Source organism: Bacillus sp. AFS037270, assembly GCF_002585305.1.
The window spans coordinates 36,311-50,599 of sequence record NZ_NUNF01000042.1 but is presented as its reverse complement, the minus strand read 5'-3'; the positions used below and the strand labels follow the sequence as shown (position 1 = coordinate 50,599).

The window sequence follows — 14,289 nt, the reverse complement described above, 5'->3', positions numbered from 1 at the left end:
GATATATGACCAAAAATTTTCCTATATAAATAGAGAGAGGAATGAACCTTATGAAGACCTATACCTTAAAAGAAGTTTCTAAAAAAATAAATGTATCTCCTGGGACATTACGAAAATGGGAACAAGACTTTGAAGATTTACTTGATATCCCTCGTACAAAACAAGGAGCTAGAATATATACGGATTTAGAAATTGAATTATTGTTAGAAATAAAACAGATGGCTGACAAAAAGGTTAGTAAAGAAGCCATCCGCCAAGAAATTCAAAAAATTGAAGAGCCTGAGGATGTCGAGATACCAGCTATGCAAGAGGATTCTTCAGAAATGTTCCTAGAAGAAGTCATGCCCTCGGAACCTGAGCTCTCTTTAGACATTCCCCTAGAAAAGTCCAGCGCTCCCGATCACGAAATACCTTTAGAAACTGTCGCTGATGAGGCCATAACACCGGTGCCAATTGAGGAGATCGCCATGAAAAATACGGAACTTTTTTTTGAGGCTATGGAAACCTACAAAAAAACGTTCTTAAGTGAAGTAAAGGATGAAATTCGAAGTGTCATGCGCAAAGAAGTTCTAGACGAAGTGAGAAAAGAAATTACGAAAGGTACGTATGTAACCGTAAAATCAATCTCTGATTCCATTTATAAATCCACAGAAAACACTAAGGCGGAGATTCAAGAATTATCGGATTCTGTAGAAAAAATATCAGAGGAAACGACAGACAGCTTGAAGCAGCTTGCAAATAAAGTGACACATGCATCATTAGAAACCTCAGAAGAAATCTTTTCACTTTCAAAGCAGCTATCGGAGACTTCTGAAGAACTTTCCCATTATGTGGATGTAACTAACAACGAAATCTCCGGTCTAGCTGAAGCCATCACAAAAGACCGTGAAATCCTGATTGAAGAGCGAAATCAATACCGAAACGAAGTTACCCAAAGGGAATTAGCCTTCCAACAAATGTTAACCAATTTTCGTGATGTAGCCGCTGCAAAAGAAAAGAGATGGTGGAAGTTTTGGACATGAGTTCATTACTTATTATTTATTGTCATGTTCCTTTATTCTTTCAGGATTAATTTATCGTTCGTCACTCTTGGTTTTTAGGCTTATTCTATCATTAAGGGGGATGTGGCATGAATACTAGTGAAGTAGCAAAATTATTAGGAGTATCCGCGAGCACCATCCAGCGATGGGTAAAGCAGCTTGAACTGCCTATGGAAAAAAATGAACGAGGACATTATCATTTTAGCAGCGAGGATATTCACCAATTAAAAGAAATTCATGAAAAACTGCAGGCCGGAACACTTCTTCATGAAATCAGCCCAGTTGGTGAGAAAAAAAGCATCCGAAAAGGTACTGTAAAGGCGGTTGAAAATGATAAAGCAATGGAAAAGTTATTTGAGAAGGTCCGGGAGTTAGAGCTTAGTTTACATGCAAAAGCAGATTCTGTTGCCTCCTATCAATTGCTGCAGCATCGGCGGGAAATAGAGGAGTTACAAGATCAAGTTAAAAAATTAACCCAGAAAATGGAACACCTCCAAGGCCAGCTGAACGAATCGACCTCACCATTACAAACTGAAAAACCTATCGTCTTTGACCAAACAAAAGCTAAACGGAAAAAGAAGAATTTTATGAGCAGTCTTTTAGGTTTTCTATAAAGCAAAAGTCGAACGTACCGTACGTTCGACTTTTTATGTTCGCTTATCCAGTTTTAACCTTAAGTTCCACCAGTGGCCGTGTATATTTTTTTATAAAATAACTGCCGAGTATTTGACAGATGAAAAACGACAGGAAGAAAAGTAAAATGTAATTTCCTGATAGAAAAGCTAAACCTTCATCCGGCAAAATTACTTGGATTGATTTTATAATAAAACCATGGAATAAATAGACGTATAATGTTCTTTCACCAATCTTTGTAAGTTTGTATTGTGTTGAAGGAATTAACGCTAAAAATCCAAACACTACCAATAATGTCAGAGCATATTGTATAATCCGCACAAGACCATCCGACCATTGCATCCCGCCCATATTCGCGTAAGAGGTATCTCCTAACAGCCATGGCACTGCGTCTTTTGGGAAGCCTAATCTGAAGAATAACATGGTCCCAATAATCACTAATATTCCAATTGGAAGTGAATACTTAGCCCGTACAACCCTTTTTAACTGATTAGCATTTAGTAGAAAGCCTAATAAGAAATAAGGGAAAAAGACAAAGGTTCTTGAAAGGCTTAAAAAACTCCCGGCATCCTCTACGTAACCGATCGCAATCCCTAATATGATCGCTACTCCAAACCCCAGCCACTTTAGCTTAGCAAAGACATATAACAGTAAATTCCAAAAGAATAAACTTAACAAAAACCATAATGACCAATGAGGATGTAAGAAGTCAAAAGCCAACTTCTCTTCCTTACCAATTAGATAATAATAAATGGAGTAAATAATTTGAAAGATAAAATATGGTATTAATATCTTCTTTACTGACTTCTTAAAGTAGCCCTTCTTTTTATACCCTTTTGCAAAGTATCCTGAGATTAAGATAAATGCCGGCATATGGAATAAAAATATTGCCGTATACAAAGTAAAAAGTATTCCATTCTGCTCCTTAAGCGGACTAATGATATGTCCGAAAACAACAAGAAAAATTAAAATAAATTTGGCATTGTCGAAGAATTTACTCCTTTTTGAAGTTGCAGCCATTTTATCACCTCGGTTGTTTTTCGTTCAAAAAGGTATAGTAATAAGCTATTTAATGTTAATCATCATGTTAATCATCATCACAATAGAAAACCTTTTATACTTTGTTAAAATGAAGATAATTATCCTTATACCAAGAATAGCATAAAAATATTACAGTAGTATGTATTAGATTTTACCAACTATTGCACATAAATTACAATTCTAAAATAACTATACTATTTACCTAAGAATAATTTACCAGTTACACCTTAAGAAAACCTTAATAACATGAGAAAAGCGCAAGCGCCTTGTTCAGCCCCGACAAGCATAAGACGNNAGGGGCTAGGCGCTGGAGCTAGACAATTCTCAAAGTCAAAAACTTTTATACTTTCTTATCTCATAAAAAAAAGAACTTAGGTGTCCTAAGCTCTTATACATTCATAATATCGACAAAGTTATTACTAAGGATTTCGTTATAGTTTTCTTTCAACTCATCTATGGATAGATGAAGAAATGCTGACAACTGTTTCAAATATTCTTGGTCAAATCGGAGCCATGAAGCATGATTTCTTTTCAGAGAGCGCTCAGCTTCAGGGAAACTGGAATACAGCGGTGCTTCCCTTTCCCCTTTATGGACAATATAAAAATTCCCATCCCCCGTTGGAACAATATAAGAAATTTCCCCATTATGATTTTGATAACTTGTCCCGATTGCAGATTCCTTTACATTAAATTCATTACGGTCGGTGTCTGGCTTCAGTGGGTTTAAGCCAAATACCTCGACAACAAAAGTTTCGAAGGCTTCTTTAGACAAATCTGCTCCAGATGCCTTTGGATGTCCCCCACCACCAAATTTTTGGGCAAACTCTGCCACATTTACTTCATCATGAATGGTCCTGAAGCCCATTTTCTTACCCGAGACATTTAAAAGGACAATCATATCTAAATGAGTATAAATATTATTTAACGCGTTGCCAAGCTCAGACAAATACTGTTCAGCATGGACGATTCCAATACAATAATTATTCACAAAGGTCTGTATCGTCTGCCTGCTCTTTGAGTGGATATATCGATTAATCTTTTGTTCCTCAAGATCAAGTATCATATTTTCTGTGTCTGTTAACGAAAAGGATTCTTTATTTTCAGTCAGCCGCTTTAGCATTTCTTCTTCAAACTGTTCTCTGTTCAGTATGTAAAATAAGTCATTTAACCGCTTTGCTGTGACATTGTTATTTTCATCCCACTCCCAGGTGTCATATTGACGGACTAAATCAATAAACTCCTCTAAAGCTTGATTTCTTTCCATTTTTTTATGTTCGATTAAATAATCATAAAATAAAGAGGTTGCACATGTCTTTTTCCCATTATCATATTCTGGAATCACTTTTCCCCATTTATATTCGTTAAAATGCATGGCGGTAACATGATGATCAATCATCTGAACAGGTCTCCCCTGCCGATATCGTTCTTCAAGCATTTTCTCGACCGACTCATTCACCGCTAAATCGGTTATAAAAATTTCTTCCTGATTATTGCCAGGATGTGTTATAACTGCTTCCACTCGTTTATTTAAATTCCGATAAGAACAGTAATAAACATTTGCCTGATCACCAAAGGCGATTTTGGCAATCAGCCCGCATCCGAGGCCGTCTAAGTCAATATCCGTAAAAAGTCTTACCATACAAGACACCATCCAATCTTATTTCCATAACGCTTAGTTTGTTTTTGTTGAACGCTTCCTATTCAATGTTCAGTACATCCTGATTTACTCTTTTCTTTCTATTTGCTTAATATATCGCAAATGGCAGATAAAATCGAATATTTTTTTAACAAGAATCTATAACTTACATTTATGACCAGGTAACAATTATCACTTACATACTCCTCTTTCCATGGTAAGATTCATGGGAAGTTTCTTATTTTTATGAAAAGGGGTAATCATTTGAATTTTCCACAACTAAAAATAGGGCATATGATGCCAAAGGTTCCGATTCTCCAAGGAGGAATGGGTGTTGGTATTTCGCTTAGCAAGCTAGCTTCAGCTGTTGCTAATGCAGGAGGTATTGGGATTATTTCCGGAACTGGTATTTCCGTCGAGGAGATGCGAACACATATAAGAAAAGCAAAGGACCTAATTAAAAATAAAGGATTTATTGGTGTGAATGTTCTATTTGCCATGAATGACTTTGCGGAAAAAATGAAGGCTGCCCTTGAAGAAAAGGTTGATTTTATTATCTCCGGTGCAGGCATTTCAAGGGATATGTACAGCTGGGGGAAACAAGCAGGGATCCCTGTTATCTCGATAGTTTCCTCAGCGAAGTTAGCGAGGATTTCAGAACGATTAGGTGCCTCTGCTGTTGTCGTTGAAGGCTTTGAAGCAGGAGGGCATCTTGGTACAGATCGTCCAATGTTTGATATCCTGCCAGAGGTAGTAGATGCAGTATCCATACCAGTAATTGCTGCCGGCGGAATTATGAACGGAGAAGATATTGCAAAGGCAATAGCCTTGGGTGCGGCTGGGGTGCAGATGGGAACTCGATTTGTAGCAAGTGTGGAATGTGATGCACCAATTGCCTTTAAGCAAAAATATGTAAATGCAAATAATGAGGATTTAGTATTGGTTAAAACAACCGTTGGCTTACAAGGAAGGGCCATTAAGAATAACTTTTCCAACCTTATCTCCGGCGAAAATAAAGTAAAAATCACTAAATGTCAAGATTGTTTGAAGAATTGTTCTTATCGGTTTTGTACACTTGATTCACTGCTTACATCCATGGATGGTGATGTCGAGAATGGTCTTGTTTTTGCGGGGGCACGAGTGGCCGAAATTAAAGATATACTACCTGTGCAAACTATTATTGATAATCTCACAACCGAGTATCGGGATTTTTTTAAAAATAGCTCCGGTTCTCCAACACTAATTTGATTCTTAAAAATAAAATCCAGCCACTCGAGAATATTGGCTGGATTTTACTTTAAGGTAACCTTTTGATCTTTTCAGCAATCGGTTTTCGCGGTTTTGGCTCTGGAATTATTTCCGGATAGCCAACCCCTAATACACCGATGACTTCGTATCCATCCGGAACTCCAAGTATTTCCCTGTTTCGCTCTGATGCCCCGATTGATGACCAAAATGACCCCACTCCGTCTGCCCAAGCAGCTAAGTTAAAATTTTGAATAAAGCATGCTGTCGCTAATGCATTTTCTATCAATTCTATTTGTGTCATACCCTTCTTAGATAAAACGGCCATAACCACAGGGGCTTTGCCAAAGTTTGTTTTATGGTTTAATTTTTCTCTTGTTTCCTTCCCGAGAAAAAGGATTTCCCACGGTTCTGTCATGCGATGATTAGGTGCCATTGAAGCAGCCTGCAGCCAAGTCATAAGGTCTTCCTCTTTCACTTCATCCGGTTTAAACTTTTTAATATTTCTACGTGATCTAATCACTTCTATCATCCTGACCCATCACTCCATTTCGGATTTTTATCGTTTTGGATAATATATGCTCAGATCTTTTAGCTTAGTTCGAGAAATAAAACCTAGATAAAAAATACACTCCAGGTGCAAAATAAGCACCATAAATATAGAAAGGAGGAATTTTAATGACCAACCGCAATGATAATCGGGAACGTATGAATAAATATCCCAACAACAAAAAACAGGATACTGAATTCTCCAAAGAAACTAGCATACGCAGCGAAATCACTAAAAAAGATTTACGAAAGTAACGCCAGAATAAGGTGGACTTACTCAATTGAGAGCTAGGTCCGCCTTCTTTTAAATACCTACCTTGTAATAACCTCGTTTAAATCCATAAAAACAAAACCAAAGTGCTTGCAGAAAGAAAAACAGCCCCCAAAATGCCGCAGGAAGAAACCCTGTTAACTGGGCGAGATTAGCTGCATCCCCCGCAGCTTGTGGTTGTAGAACGCTAAGGAATAAAATTTCAAATGTGCTTTGAACAGAATCCACTAATAGAATAGCTGCAATTAACAATAAAAGATGGTCTCTGACACCCTGACTCCCTTTAATCAGTAAAAACAGGAAGGCAAATGCAAAGGAAAAGAGCCAAAATATTCCATAAGGATTACGCACCCAAAATATCAAGTTTAAAAAAATAAACGCTAGTAAAATGTCAATCAGCAGTATTTCCTTTTTTCTCCTTAATAACAAAAAAGACAAAAAGGCCATGAAGGATGCTAAGGTATAGCCTGCAAGACTTGTAAAAAAACTGCCCATCCATGTTGATTGATCGCTAATTGTTGCGCCTTCAGAGTTCATAAATAAAGAAATGGTTTCCACCTTTCCCCCAAATAAAGCAATGATCGCATGACCCGTTTCATGGATAAGTGTATTAATTATTTTTACATAGTTTCCTATTATCGGTACATGGATCAAAATAAAGGCAATCACGAGGAAAAGGAAAAACTTCGCACTGAATTTGTCCCGGACAAAGCCCAAGTTAATTCTCCTCTTTTATCGTAACTTTTTTCATATCTTTATTTTACATTTTACATAAAAAATATGGCAAATATTCACTCATAAAAACCTTGGTTTCATTTTTAGTTTAACTGGGTATATCCTCATTAGTTTCATCTGGGGTCGACAACCAACAACTTATCTGTTAAAATTAAGTTGTTACTATATTGATCTAATAAATTTAAGGGGGAATGAAATTGATAGAATTCAAGAACATTGTTAAGAAATATCGGACTAAAACCATAATCAATCCATTTTCATTAAAAATCGATGCGGGACAGTTAGTTGTCTTTATTGGTCCAAGTGGATGCGGAAAAACCACATTATTAAAAATGATTAATAAATTAATCCAACCATCATCCGGGCAGATTTTTGTAAATGGAACTGATATCACCTCAATGAATCCCATTGAACTCCGCCGTAACATTGGCTATGTCATTCAAAACACCGGTCTATTTCCACATATGTCTATCAAGGAGAATTTAGAATTAATACCGAAGTTAAAGGGCGAAGACCCTGCTTCCATTGAGAAAAAGACAAATGAATTACTGGAATTGGTAGGCCTCGAGCCAAAAGAATATTTACATCGATACCCGAAGGAATTAAGTGGCGGGCAGCAGCAAAGAATTGGTGTTGCGAGAGCTTTTTCCACAAACTCTGATATTATTCTGATGGATGAACCTTTCAGTGCACTAGACCCTGTAACCAGAAGCTCCCTTCAAGATGAATTGTTCCAGATGCAGAAGGAATTAAACAAAACGATTATTTTCGTTACCCATGATATGGATGAAGCTATAAAAATAGCTGATAAAATTTGTATTTTAAAAGATGGGGATATTCTTCAATATGACACTCCGGAAAATATTCTTAAAAATCCAGCTAATCAATTTGTCGAAGACTTTATTGGAAAAAGAAGGGTTTGGAATAATCCAGAATTATTAATGGCTGAGGATATCATGATCCAAAATCCCGTCAAGATAACCGCGATGCGTACTGTTTTGCAGGCCATCGAGGTTATGAAGGATCATAAGGTTGATAGTTTAATGGTGACAGACAAACATAATATTTTAAGAGGCCTGGTGACATTAAAAAGTATCCAATTACTCAATCGAAATTTATCTATTGAAATGGTTATGGAGCAAAATGTCCTGTCTGTTTCAGAGGATGCCAATTTAATCTCAGTGTTAGCAACTATGAACGAACATAAAATCGGATATCTGCCTGTTGTGAACAGTACCAGCCAATTAACAGGTTTAATAACAAGAAGCAGTATCTTATCTGCGTTAAGCAGTCAATTAATTGATTTGGAGGTGGCATTTTAATGAGCGGTTTTTGGAATTATCTTACAAATAACTATAGTCAAATCCTTAGCTTACTAGGAGAGCATTTATATTTAAGTATCGTGTCCGTTATAATTGCCATAATTATTGGAATCCCATTAGGAATATTAATTTCAAATGAACCTAAACTCTCAAAACCGATAATTGGGACCACAAACGTAATTCAGGCTATTCCAAGTTTAGCCTTACTTGGTTTTCTCATCCCGTTTATCGGAATCGGCAGTACACCTGCTATTGTAATGGTTGTACTTTATTCCTTACTTCCAATCGTTAAGAACACTTATACAGGTTTAACAAATATTGATGGAGACATTCTGGAAGCCGCCAAAGGTATTGGTCTGACCAAGAGTCAAACAATGAAAAAGGTACAGTTGCCACTGGCCTTCCCAATGATTATGGCGGGTATCAGAATTTCAGCGGTAACAGCAGTCGGTTTAATGACTATTGCGGCTTTCGTTGGAGCAGGTGGACTTGGTTACCTGGTATTCTCAGGGGTTCAAACTGTCGATAATTACATGATTTTGGCCGGAGCAATTCCAGCTTGTATTCTCGCTCTGCTCATTGATTTCGCAGTTGGTAAACTAGAATCATCTTTATCTTATACTAGCAAGCAAAAATCAATATCGAAAAAGGGAAAAACAGCAAAAAGGTCATTAATTGCCTTTGCGGCTATTTTATTGGTTGCAGCTGTAGGATTTAAAGCATATTCTACTGCACAAGCTGAGGATAAAATTGTTATTGGTTCAAAGAACTTTAGTGAGCAATTAATATTAGGTAATATGCTGGCTGATGTAATAGAAGCTAAGACGGATATACAGGTAGAACGTAAATTAAATCTAGGGGGTTCACAGGTCGCTTTTGGTGCATTAAATTCTGGAGATATTGATATGTATGTAGAATATACGGGCACAGGTTTGGTAAATATTTTAAAACAGCCTCCGGAAAGTGATCCAGATAAAGTCTATAATTATGTGGAGAAAGAATTTAAGCAAAAATATGGAATTGAACTATTAAAGCCGCTTGGATTTAATAACACTTATGCGTTAGCCGTTCGACAAGATACGGCAAAAGAGTATGGTCTAAATACTATCTCAGACTTAGCTAAGGTAAGCGGAAACTTAATTATGGGTCCTACCATTGAATTTCCAAACCGTGAAGATGGGTTAATTGGACTTTCAAAAACCTATAATATGGCATTTAAGGATGTTAAAGCAATCGATGGTGGATTACGCTACACTGCCTTAAAAAATCATAAAAGCGATGTTATTGATGCCTTTTCCACCGATGGTTTACTTCAAGCGTTTAACTTAAAGGTATTAAAAGATGACCAGCAGTTTTTCCCACCGTATTATGCGGTACCTATTATAAAAGAGGAAACTTTAAAAGAGCATCCCGAATTGAAAAAAGTACTCAATAGCTTATCCGGAAAACTAACGGATGAAAAAATGCGGGAACTTAACTACAAGGTTGACAGTCTTAAACAGTCTCCAGCTAAGGTTGCCAAAGAATTTTTAGAAAAAGAGGGATTATTAAATTAATAATTAAAGCCGGTCATCTTGACCGGCTTCTTTTTTATTGTCCAGCTTAGGTAATTATGTGATTCGTTTAGTCTTCTAAAAAATGAACGACCCTATCATATGTCTCATCATCACCAATTACAAGTAAAACATCCCCTTCAAGGATTAGTGCATACGGTCCGGGTGAAATGATTAACTCCCCCTTGCGCTTCATTCCTATAACCGTCCCACCTGTATTTTGCCAAAATTTCGTTTCTGAAATTGTTTTTCCGATATGAATGCATCCTGGAAAAATTTCCACTTCAATAGGTGCTAAGGGATTGGTATGCCTGAGCTTCCCTGAATAATCCATGATTTTTCTTAACGTCTCAAAAAGTTCCTCATCCAGCCTATTCCTCTCTGAAATGAGGCTGTTCATTTGTTTCTCTAAATCCTTTATACTCGCTAAATTGGAAAAACGGTGAATATATTTATATGCGTTCTCTCGCGATGAGATGACAATCCCACTTCCCTTAGTGGAATGGACAATCTCTACGTCCTCTAATATTTTGATTGCTCTTCGGACTGTTTCAGGTGAGACTTTATATTCACTTGCAAGGGTGGACCTGCCATGAATCTTTTCTCCTACTTTAAACTTTCCATCATAGATTCTATTTGCTAAATCAATAGCAATCCGTTCATATGTTGGAATTTGTGCCTTTTGCATTGAACCACCACCAAGTTTCATCTTTTAAAAATTTTCATACATTATTACTATACCGTTTCTACTATCACTTTGCGAGCCGTACCTATACCTTTATAATTAATAACTTTTGGACATAATTGTAAGGAGTGATTTTGATTTGAGGTGAGCAGGTGAAAAGGAAGGTTGTTATTGCATTAAGCATATTATTTAGTCTGGGTATGACTGCATTATTTATTTATTACTTGATGAAACATGACCATACTAGGTGGCAAGTAGCACTTGGAGGGATTTTCGTCAGCTTGCTGCCGCTTGGCTTACTAAAGATGAAAAATAATCCCTTTAACATTCCCATAATCATCTCTTATTATCTTTTCTTATTTTGTTCCTTATATTTAGGTTCCATCTCAAGCTTTTATTTGTATTATAAATGGTGGGATTCTACTCTGCACTTTTTAAAAGGAATGTTTGTAGGGTTTGTGGGAATAAGTCTTTATAAATATTGGATTCCTCAACATGCACGAAGGAATGTTTCTGTTGGGATTCTTGTTCTGTTTGTCCTCTCACTTGCTGTTTCCTCAAGTGTCCTCTGGGAGATTTATGAGTTTTTAGGCGATTTGACTTTAACACATACGATGCAAAGGGGTGGCAATAAAGATACCATGTACGATCTTCTGTTCGGTTTAGGAGGAGGTCTAATCACAGCTGTATATACCCTTTTTAGGAAAAGAAGTCTAAATTAAATAGAGGTGCTGTAATGAAAAGAAAACTTGTGATAATAGTCAGTTTATTGTATGTCGTATTCATGGCCGTCTTGGCAGTGTATTACTATAGTATTGGCCAAACTTTTAAATCCACTGTGGCAATAGGCGGTATTGTTTGTGGAGCAGTGCCGCTTTTGTTAGCCCTGTTTACAAAGCTGAAATTTAATCTGCCCATTGTCTTTTCCTATATCATTTTCTTAGTAGGTTCACAATATTTGGGTTCTATATTAGGCTGGTATGGACTTGGCTGGTGGGATACTTTTATGCATTTCGTCAGTGGTGCCATCCTTGCGTTCGCGGGAATTGCATTATATGAAAGGTTAATTCACAGGGATGCAGGGAATGAGATTTCCCCTTGGTTTGTTTTCCTTTTTACCGCATCGTTTGCGGCATTAGGCGGTGTTTTGTGGGAGGTCTACGAGTTTAGCTGCGACCAGATATTTGGGATGACCTTGCAAGGCGGAGGAAATAAAGATACAATGACAGACTTAATTGCTGACACTCTAGGCGGCCTTGTTATCGCTTTATGGGCGTTGATTCGTACAAAACTGAAATTGAAAAAGGTACGTCGTGATTAACGTACCTTTTTTAATGAAAAGAAATCAAACAGTCACAGGAACAAAAAACTCCTCATAAAGAGCCTGAACCGCCCGCTTCTCATCTACTTCTTTGACACCAAACATCATACTAACCTCAGAAGAACCTTGATTAATCATTTCAATATTAACCCTTGCCTTTGCAAGTGCCTTTGAAGCTCTTGCCATGGTCCCAACATTTCGGCGCATTCCCTCTCCAACCACCATAATGAGGGCCAGACTATGGGCAACTTTCACTTCATCCGCATGTAACTCATTTTTGATTCGATTAATCACTTCATCCATGATTTTCTCATCAAGCTGATTCTCCCGTAAGATCACAGACACATCATCAATACCTGATGGCGTATGTTCATATGAAAGACCATAATCTTCTAATACACCTAACAGCTTGCGCCCAAAGCCGATTTCTCTGTTCATTAAGTATTTGCTGACATAAATACTGCAAAACCCTTTATCGCTGGCGATGCCAATGACAGGTCCATTTGTATTGTCACGTTCGTTCACTATAAGTGTTCCTGGTGCTGATGGATTATTTGTATTCTTAATATTAACAGGGATTCCTGCTCTAAAAGCTGGTACAAGTGCTTCATCATGTAATACTGTGAATCCCGCATATGATAATTCTCGCATTTCCCGATAAGTTAATTCTTTTATTTCCTTTGGCTTTTGGACAATTGAAGGATTTACAGAGTAAACCGCATCTACATCTGTAAAGTTTTCATATAAGTCTGCTTTTAGCGCATTTGCAAGGATAGAACCGGTAATATCCGAACCGCTCCTTGAGAAGGTAAACACCTCTCCACTGAGGCTATAACCAAAGAATCCTGGAAAAATTTGAATGCCAGACTGCTCATTTAATGAATTTAGTCGTAAATAGGATTCCGGCAATGCTTGGGCATTTCCCGGCTCATCACTGACAAGAAGGCCTGCTTCCTTAGGGTCTACATAATGAGCTTCTACACCCTGTGCTCGAAAATAAGCGGCTACTAATTTCGCATTATTATCCTCACCACTGGCTTTTAGCAAGTCGATAAACCGATCCGGTTTGCTTTTGTCACTGGCAATTCTTGTTAATAAGTCATCATGAATTTCCTGGATCACTCCATCTGAAAGATTTAATTCATTTGCAATAGCTGCATATCTCTCAAGGACAGCCGCTACCTTTTCCTTTGGATCCTTATTTTGTAAGCAGTCATCAGCACATTCAATCAATAAATCTGTTACCTTTATATCTTCTGCATACCTCTTTCCCGGAGCTGATACAACGACCACTTTACGTTCACGGTCAGCAGTGACAATTTGAAATACTTTTTCTAGTTGTCTTCCGGAAGCTAAAGAGGATCCGCCAAACTTTACAACCTTCATGGATACATCCCCTACTCTATAAAAATATAATTTTAATTTTATTACAATTTAAAAAATAATCAAGTGTTTTTTCCGCTCATCACAAACAATTGTCCTTGTGAAAAAGACAATCGAGAAAAAAATGAAGAGGTAAGCTTATACACAAGTAAAATCACTGTTTTATTACTTATTTTCCTTATTAAACCTATTCTGCTGATTTAGCTAATCAGTTCTATGAAATGGGCTAGAATTCTTGCCGTTAGTCCCCAAATTGTTTTACCGCCATAGCGATAAAAATATTCGTCCATCCCTCTAGCCCGCCAGTTATATTTTTCACCACCGGGTATTAACTCAAACGGAAAATTTTCTTCCGGCTCCGCTTTCAGAGAGACACGATAGATTTCCGGCTCATTATGGATCAAGAACGATAATGGTACCGTAAATATTTCCCCAACCTCAGCTGGGCTTGGCTGAATTTTTTCCGGGTTATTAATATAACCTACATAAGGATAGAGAATCATCCCAAAGGGTGAAATCATATAATCCAATGGAAATACATCGGTAATATCTTGTTTATTTATCCCTAACTCCTCTACTGTCTCACGGATGGCTGCATCTCGCTCATCTATATCTTGTGCATCTATTCTGCCTCCCGGAAAACAAATTTCTCCCGGCTGACGCCTCAATTCTAGTGACCGAACCTCAAATAACACATGAATTCCGTCCTCTTTTTGCAATAATGGAAGCAGGACAGCATATTTTGAAAATCTTTCACTGCCCAATATCTTGGGCGTATGACTATTTAATTTAAATAAAACGGAAGCTAAATCCATAATTTCACCTCACTCTATATGTATTACAAAGAATGCTTAATACTACAATACCACTTTCTT

15 protein-coding genes are annotated in these 14,289 nt (G+C 37.3%); 8 read left to right on the top strand and 7 right to left on the bottom strand.

Going from position 1 to position 14,289, the window contains the following annotated elements:
- The first annotated feature begins 50 nt into the window (after positions 1-50).
- Together COD92_RS20660 and COD92_RS20655 are read left to right on the top strand one after the other, a co-directional pair.
- Positions 51-1,022, top strand: a complete 972-nt coding sequence (locus COD92_RS20660) for a MerR family transcriptional regulator (protein WP_098529231.1) — start codon at positions 51-53, stop codon at positions 1,020-1,022.
- Between the two features lie 107 nt (positions 1,023-1,129).
- A complete protein-coding gene (locus COD92_RS20655) occupies positions 1,130-1,654 on the top strand; it encodes a MerR family transcriptional regulator (RefSeq protein ID WP_098529233.1) in 525 nt (174 codons plus the stop codon).
- 43 nt (positions 1,655-1,697) lie between these two features.
- Here COD92_RS20655 and COD92_RS20650 read toward each other — a convergent pair whose 3' ends face one another.
- Together COD92_RS20650 and COD92_RS20645 are read right to left on the bottom strand one after the other, a co-directional pair.
- Entirely contained in the window at positions 1,698-2,693 is a 996-nt protein-coding gene (locus tag COD92_RS20650; RefSeq protein WP_098529234.1) for an acyltransferase family protein, read from the bottom strand.
- Between the two features lie 409 nt (positions 2,694-3,102).
- A complete protein-coding gene (locus tag COD92_RS20645; RefSeq protein WP_098529236.1) occupies positions 3,103-4,353 on the bottom strand; it encodes a DHH family phosphoesterase in 1,251 nt (416 codons plus the stop codon).
- Positions 4,354-4,596: 243 nt separating this feature from the next.
- On the opposite strand from COD92_RS20645, the gene COD92_RS20640 reads away from it, so the two are divergent.
- Positions 4,597-5,598: an NAD(P)H-dependent flavin oxidoreductase gene (locus COD92_RS20640; RefSeq protein ID WP_176541146.1), complete on the top strand. Its 1,002-nt coding sequence runs from the start codon at positions 4,597-4,599 to the stop codon at positions 5,596-5,598.
- Positions 5,599-5,647: 49 nt separating this feature from the next.
- Here the strand turns inward: COD92_RS20640 and COD92_RS20635 are convergent, their stop codons facing one another.
- On the bottom strand, positions 5,648-6,127 hold the full coding sequence (locus COD92_RS20635; RefSeq protein WP_098529240.1) for a nitroreductase family protein: 480 nt from the start codon (positions 6,125-6,127) through the stop codon (positions 5,648-5,650).
- Positions 6,128-6,273: 146 nt separating this feature from the next.
- Here COD92_RS20635 and COD92_RS32950 point away from each other — a divergent pair, with 146 nt between their 5' ends.
- A complete protein-coding gene (locus tag COD92_RS32950; RefSeq protein ID WP_255286607.1) occupies positions 6,274-6,399 on the top strand; it encodes a hypothetical protein in 126 nt (41 codons plus the stop codon).
- 49 nt (positions 6,400-6,448) lie between these two features.
- Here the strand turns inward: COD92_RS32950 and COD92_RS20630 are convergent, their stop codons facing one another.
- Positions 6,449-7,132: a M50 family metallopeptidase gene (locus COD92_RS20630; protein ID WP_098529241.1), complete on the bottom strand. Its 684-nt coding sequence runs from the start codon at positions 7,130-7,132 to the stop codon at positions 6,449-6,451.
- A 215-nt stretch (positions 7,133-7,347) separates the two neighbouring features.
- Between COD92_RS20630 and COD92_RS20625 the strand changes: the two genes are divergently transcribed.
- Positions 7,348-8,472: an ABC transporter ATP-binding protein gene (locus COD92_RS20625; protein WP_098529243.1), complete on the top strand. Its 1,125-nt coding sequence runs from the start codon at positions 7,348-7,350 to the stop codon at positions 8,470-8,472.
- Positions 8,472-10,028, top strand: a complete 1,557-nt coding sequence (locus COD92_RS20620; protein WP_098529245.1) for an ABC transporter permease/substrate-binding protein — start codon at positions 8,472-8,474, stop codon at positions 10,026-10,028. The genes COD92_RS20625 and COD92_RS20620 overlap by 1 nt, the downstream gene beginning before the upstream one ends.
- A 67-nt stretch (positions 10,029-10,095) precedes the next feature.
- Here the strand turns inward: COD92_RS20620 and COD92_RS20615 are convergent, their stop codons facing one another.
- The gene (locus tag COD92_RS20615; RefSeq protein ID WP_098529247.1) at positions 10,096-10,713 is read right to left on the bottom strand and encodes a GntR family transcriptional regulator; all 618 of its coding nucleotides are present in this window, start codon (positions 10,711-10,713) and stop codon (positions 10,096-10,098) included.
- Between the two features lie 149 nt (positions 10,714-10,862).
- Here COD92_RS20615 and COD92_RS20610 point away from each other — a divergent pair, with 149 nt between their 5' ends.
- Together COD92_RS20610 and COD92_RS20605 are read left to right on the top strand one after the other, a co-directional pair.
- Positions 10,863-11,432, top strand: coding sequence for a DUF2238 domain-containing protein (locus COD92_RS20610; RefSeq protein WP_098529248.1), 570 nt, complete (start codon positions 10,863-10,865; stop codon positions 11,430-11,432).
- A 14-nt stretch (positions 11,433-11,446) separates the two neighbouring features.
- Positions 11,447-12,031, top strand: a complete 585-nt coding sequence (locus COD92_RS20605) for a DUF2238 domain-containing protein (protein WP_098529250.1) — start codon at positions 11,447-11,449, stop codon at positions 12,029-12,031.
- A gap of 24 nt (positions 12,032-12,055) precedes the next feature.
- On the opposite strand, the gene COD92_RS20600 is transcribed toward COD92_RS20605, so the two are convergent.
- Both COD92_RS20600 and COD92_RS20595 read right to left on the bottom strand, forming a co-directional pair.
- Positions 12,056-13,417 (bottom strand): aspartate kinase, encoded by a 1,362-nt coding sequence (locus tag COD92_RS20600; protein ID WP_098529252.1) that lies wholly within the window; start codon positions 13,415-13,417, stop codon positions 12,056-12,058.
- A gap of 197 nt (positions 13,418-13,614) precedes the next feature.
- Entirely contained in the window at positions 13,615-14,229 is a 615-nt protein-coding gene (locus tag COD92_RS20595) for an NUDIX hydrolase (protein ID WP_098529254.1), read from the bottom strand.
- Positions 14,230-14,289 lie beyond the last annotated feature (60 nt).

Coding starts and splice junctions, on each gene's coding strand:
- COD92_RS20635 (WP_098529240.1), bottom strand. CDS start 6,127: ATGATAGAAGTGATTAGATCACGTAGAAATATTAAAAAGTTTAAACCG.
- COD92_RS20650 (WP_098529234.1), bottom strand. CDS start 2,693: ATGGCTGCAACTTCAAAAAGGAGTAAATTCTTCGACAATGCCAAATTT.
- COD92_RS20600 (WP_098529252.1), bottom strand. CDS start 13,417: ATGAAGGTTGTAAAGTTTGGCGGATCCTCTTTAGCTTCCGGAAGACAA.
- COD92_RS20620 (WP_098529245.1), top strand. CDS start 8,472: ATGAGCGGTTTTTGGAATTATCTTACAAATAACTATAGTCAAATCCTT.
- COD92_RS20615 (WP_098529247.1), bottom strand. CDS start 10,713: ATGCAAAAGGCACAAATTCCAACATATGAACGGATTGCTATTGATTTA.
- COD92_RS20655 (WP_098529233.1), top strand. CDS start 1,130: ATGAATACTAGTGAAGTAGCAAAATTATTAGGAGTATCCGCGAGCACC.
- COD92_RS20640 (WP_176541146.1), top strand. CDS start 4,597: ATGAAAAGGGGTAATCATTTGAATTTTCCACAACTAAAAATAGGGCAT.
- COD92_RS32950 (WP_255286607.1), top strand. CDS start 6,274: ATGACCAACCGCAATGATAATCGGGAACGTATGAATAAATATCCCAAC.
- COD92_RS20605 (WP_098529250.1), top strand. CDS start 11,447: ATGAAAAGAAAACTTGTGATAATAGTCAGTTTATTGTATGTCGTATTC.
- COD92_RS20595 (WP_098529254.1), bottom strand. CDS start 14,229: ATGGATTTAGCTTCCGTTTTATTTAAATTAAATAGTCATACGCCCAAG.
- COD92_RS20645 (WP_098529236.1), bottom strand. CDS start 4,353: ATGGTAAGACTTTTTACGGATATTGACTTAGACGGCCTCGGATGCGGG.
- COD92_RS20660 (WP_098529231.1), top strand. CDS start 51: ATGAAGACCTATACCTTAAAAGAAGTTTCTAAAAAAATAAATGTATCT.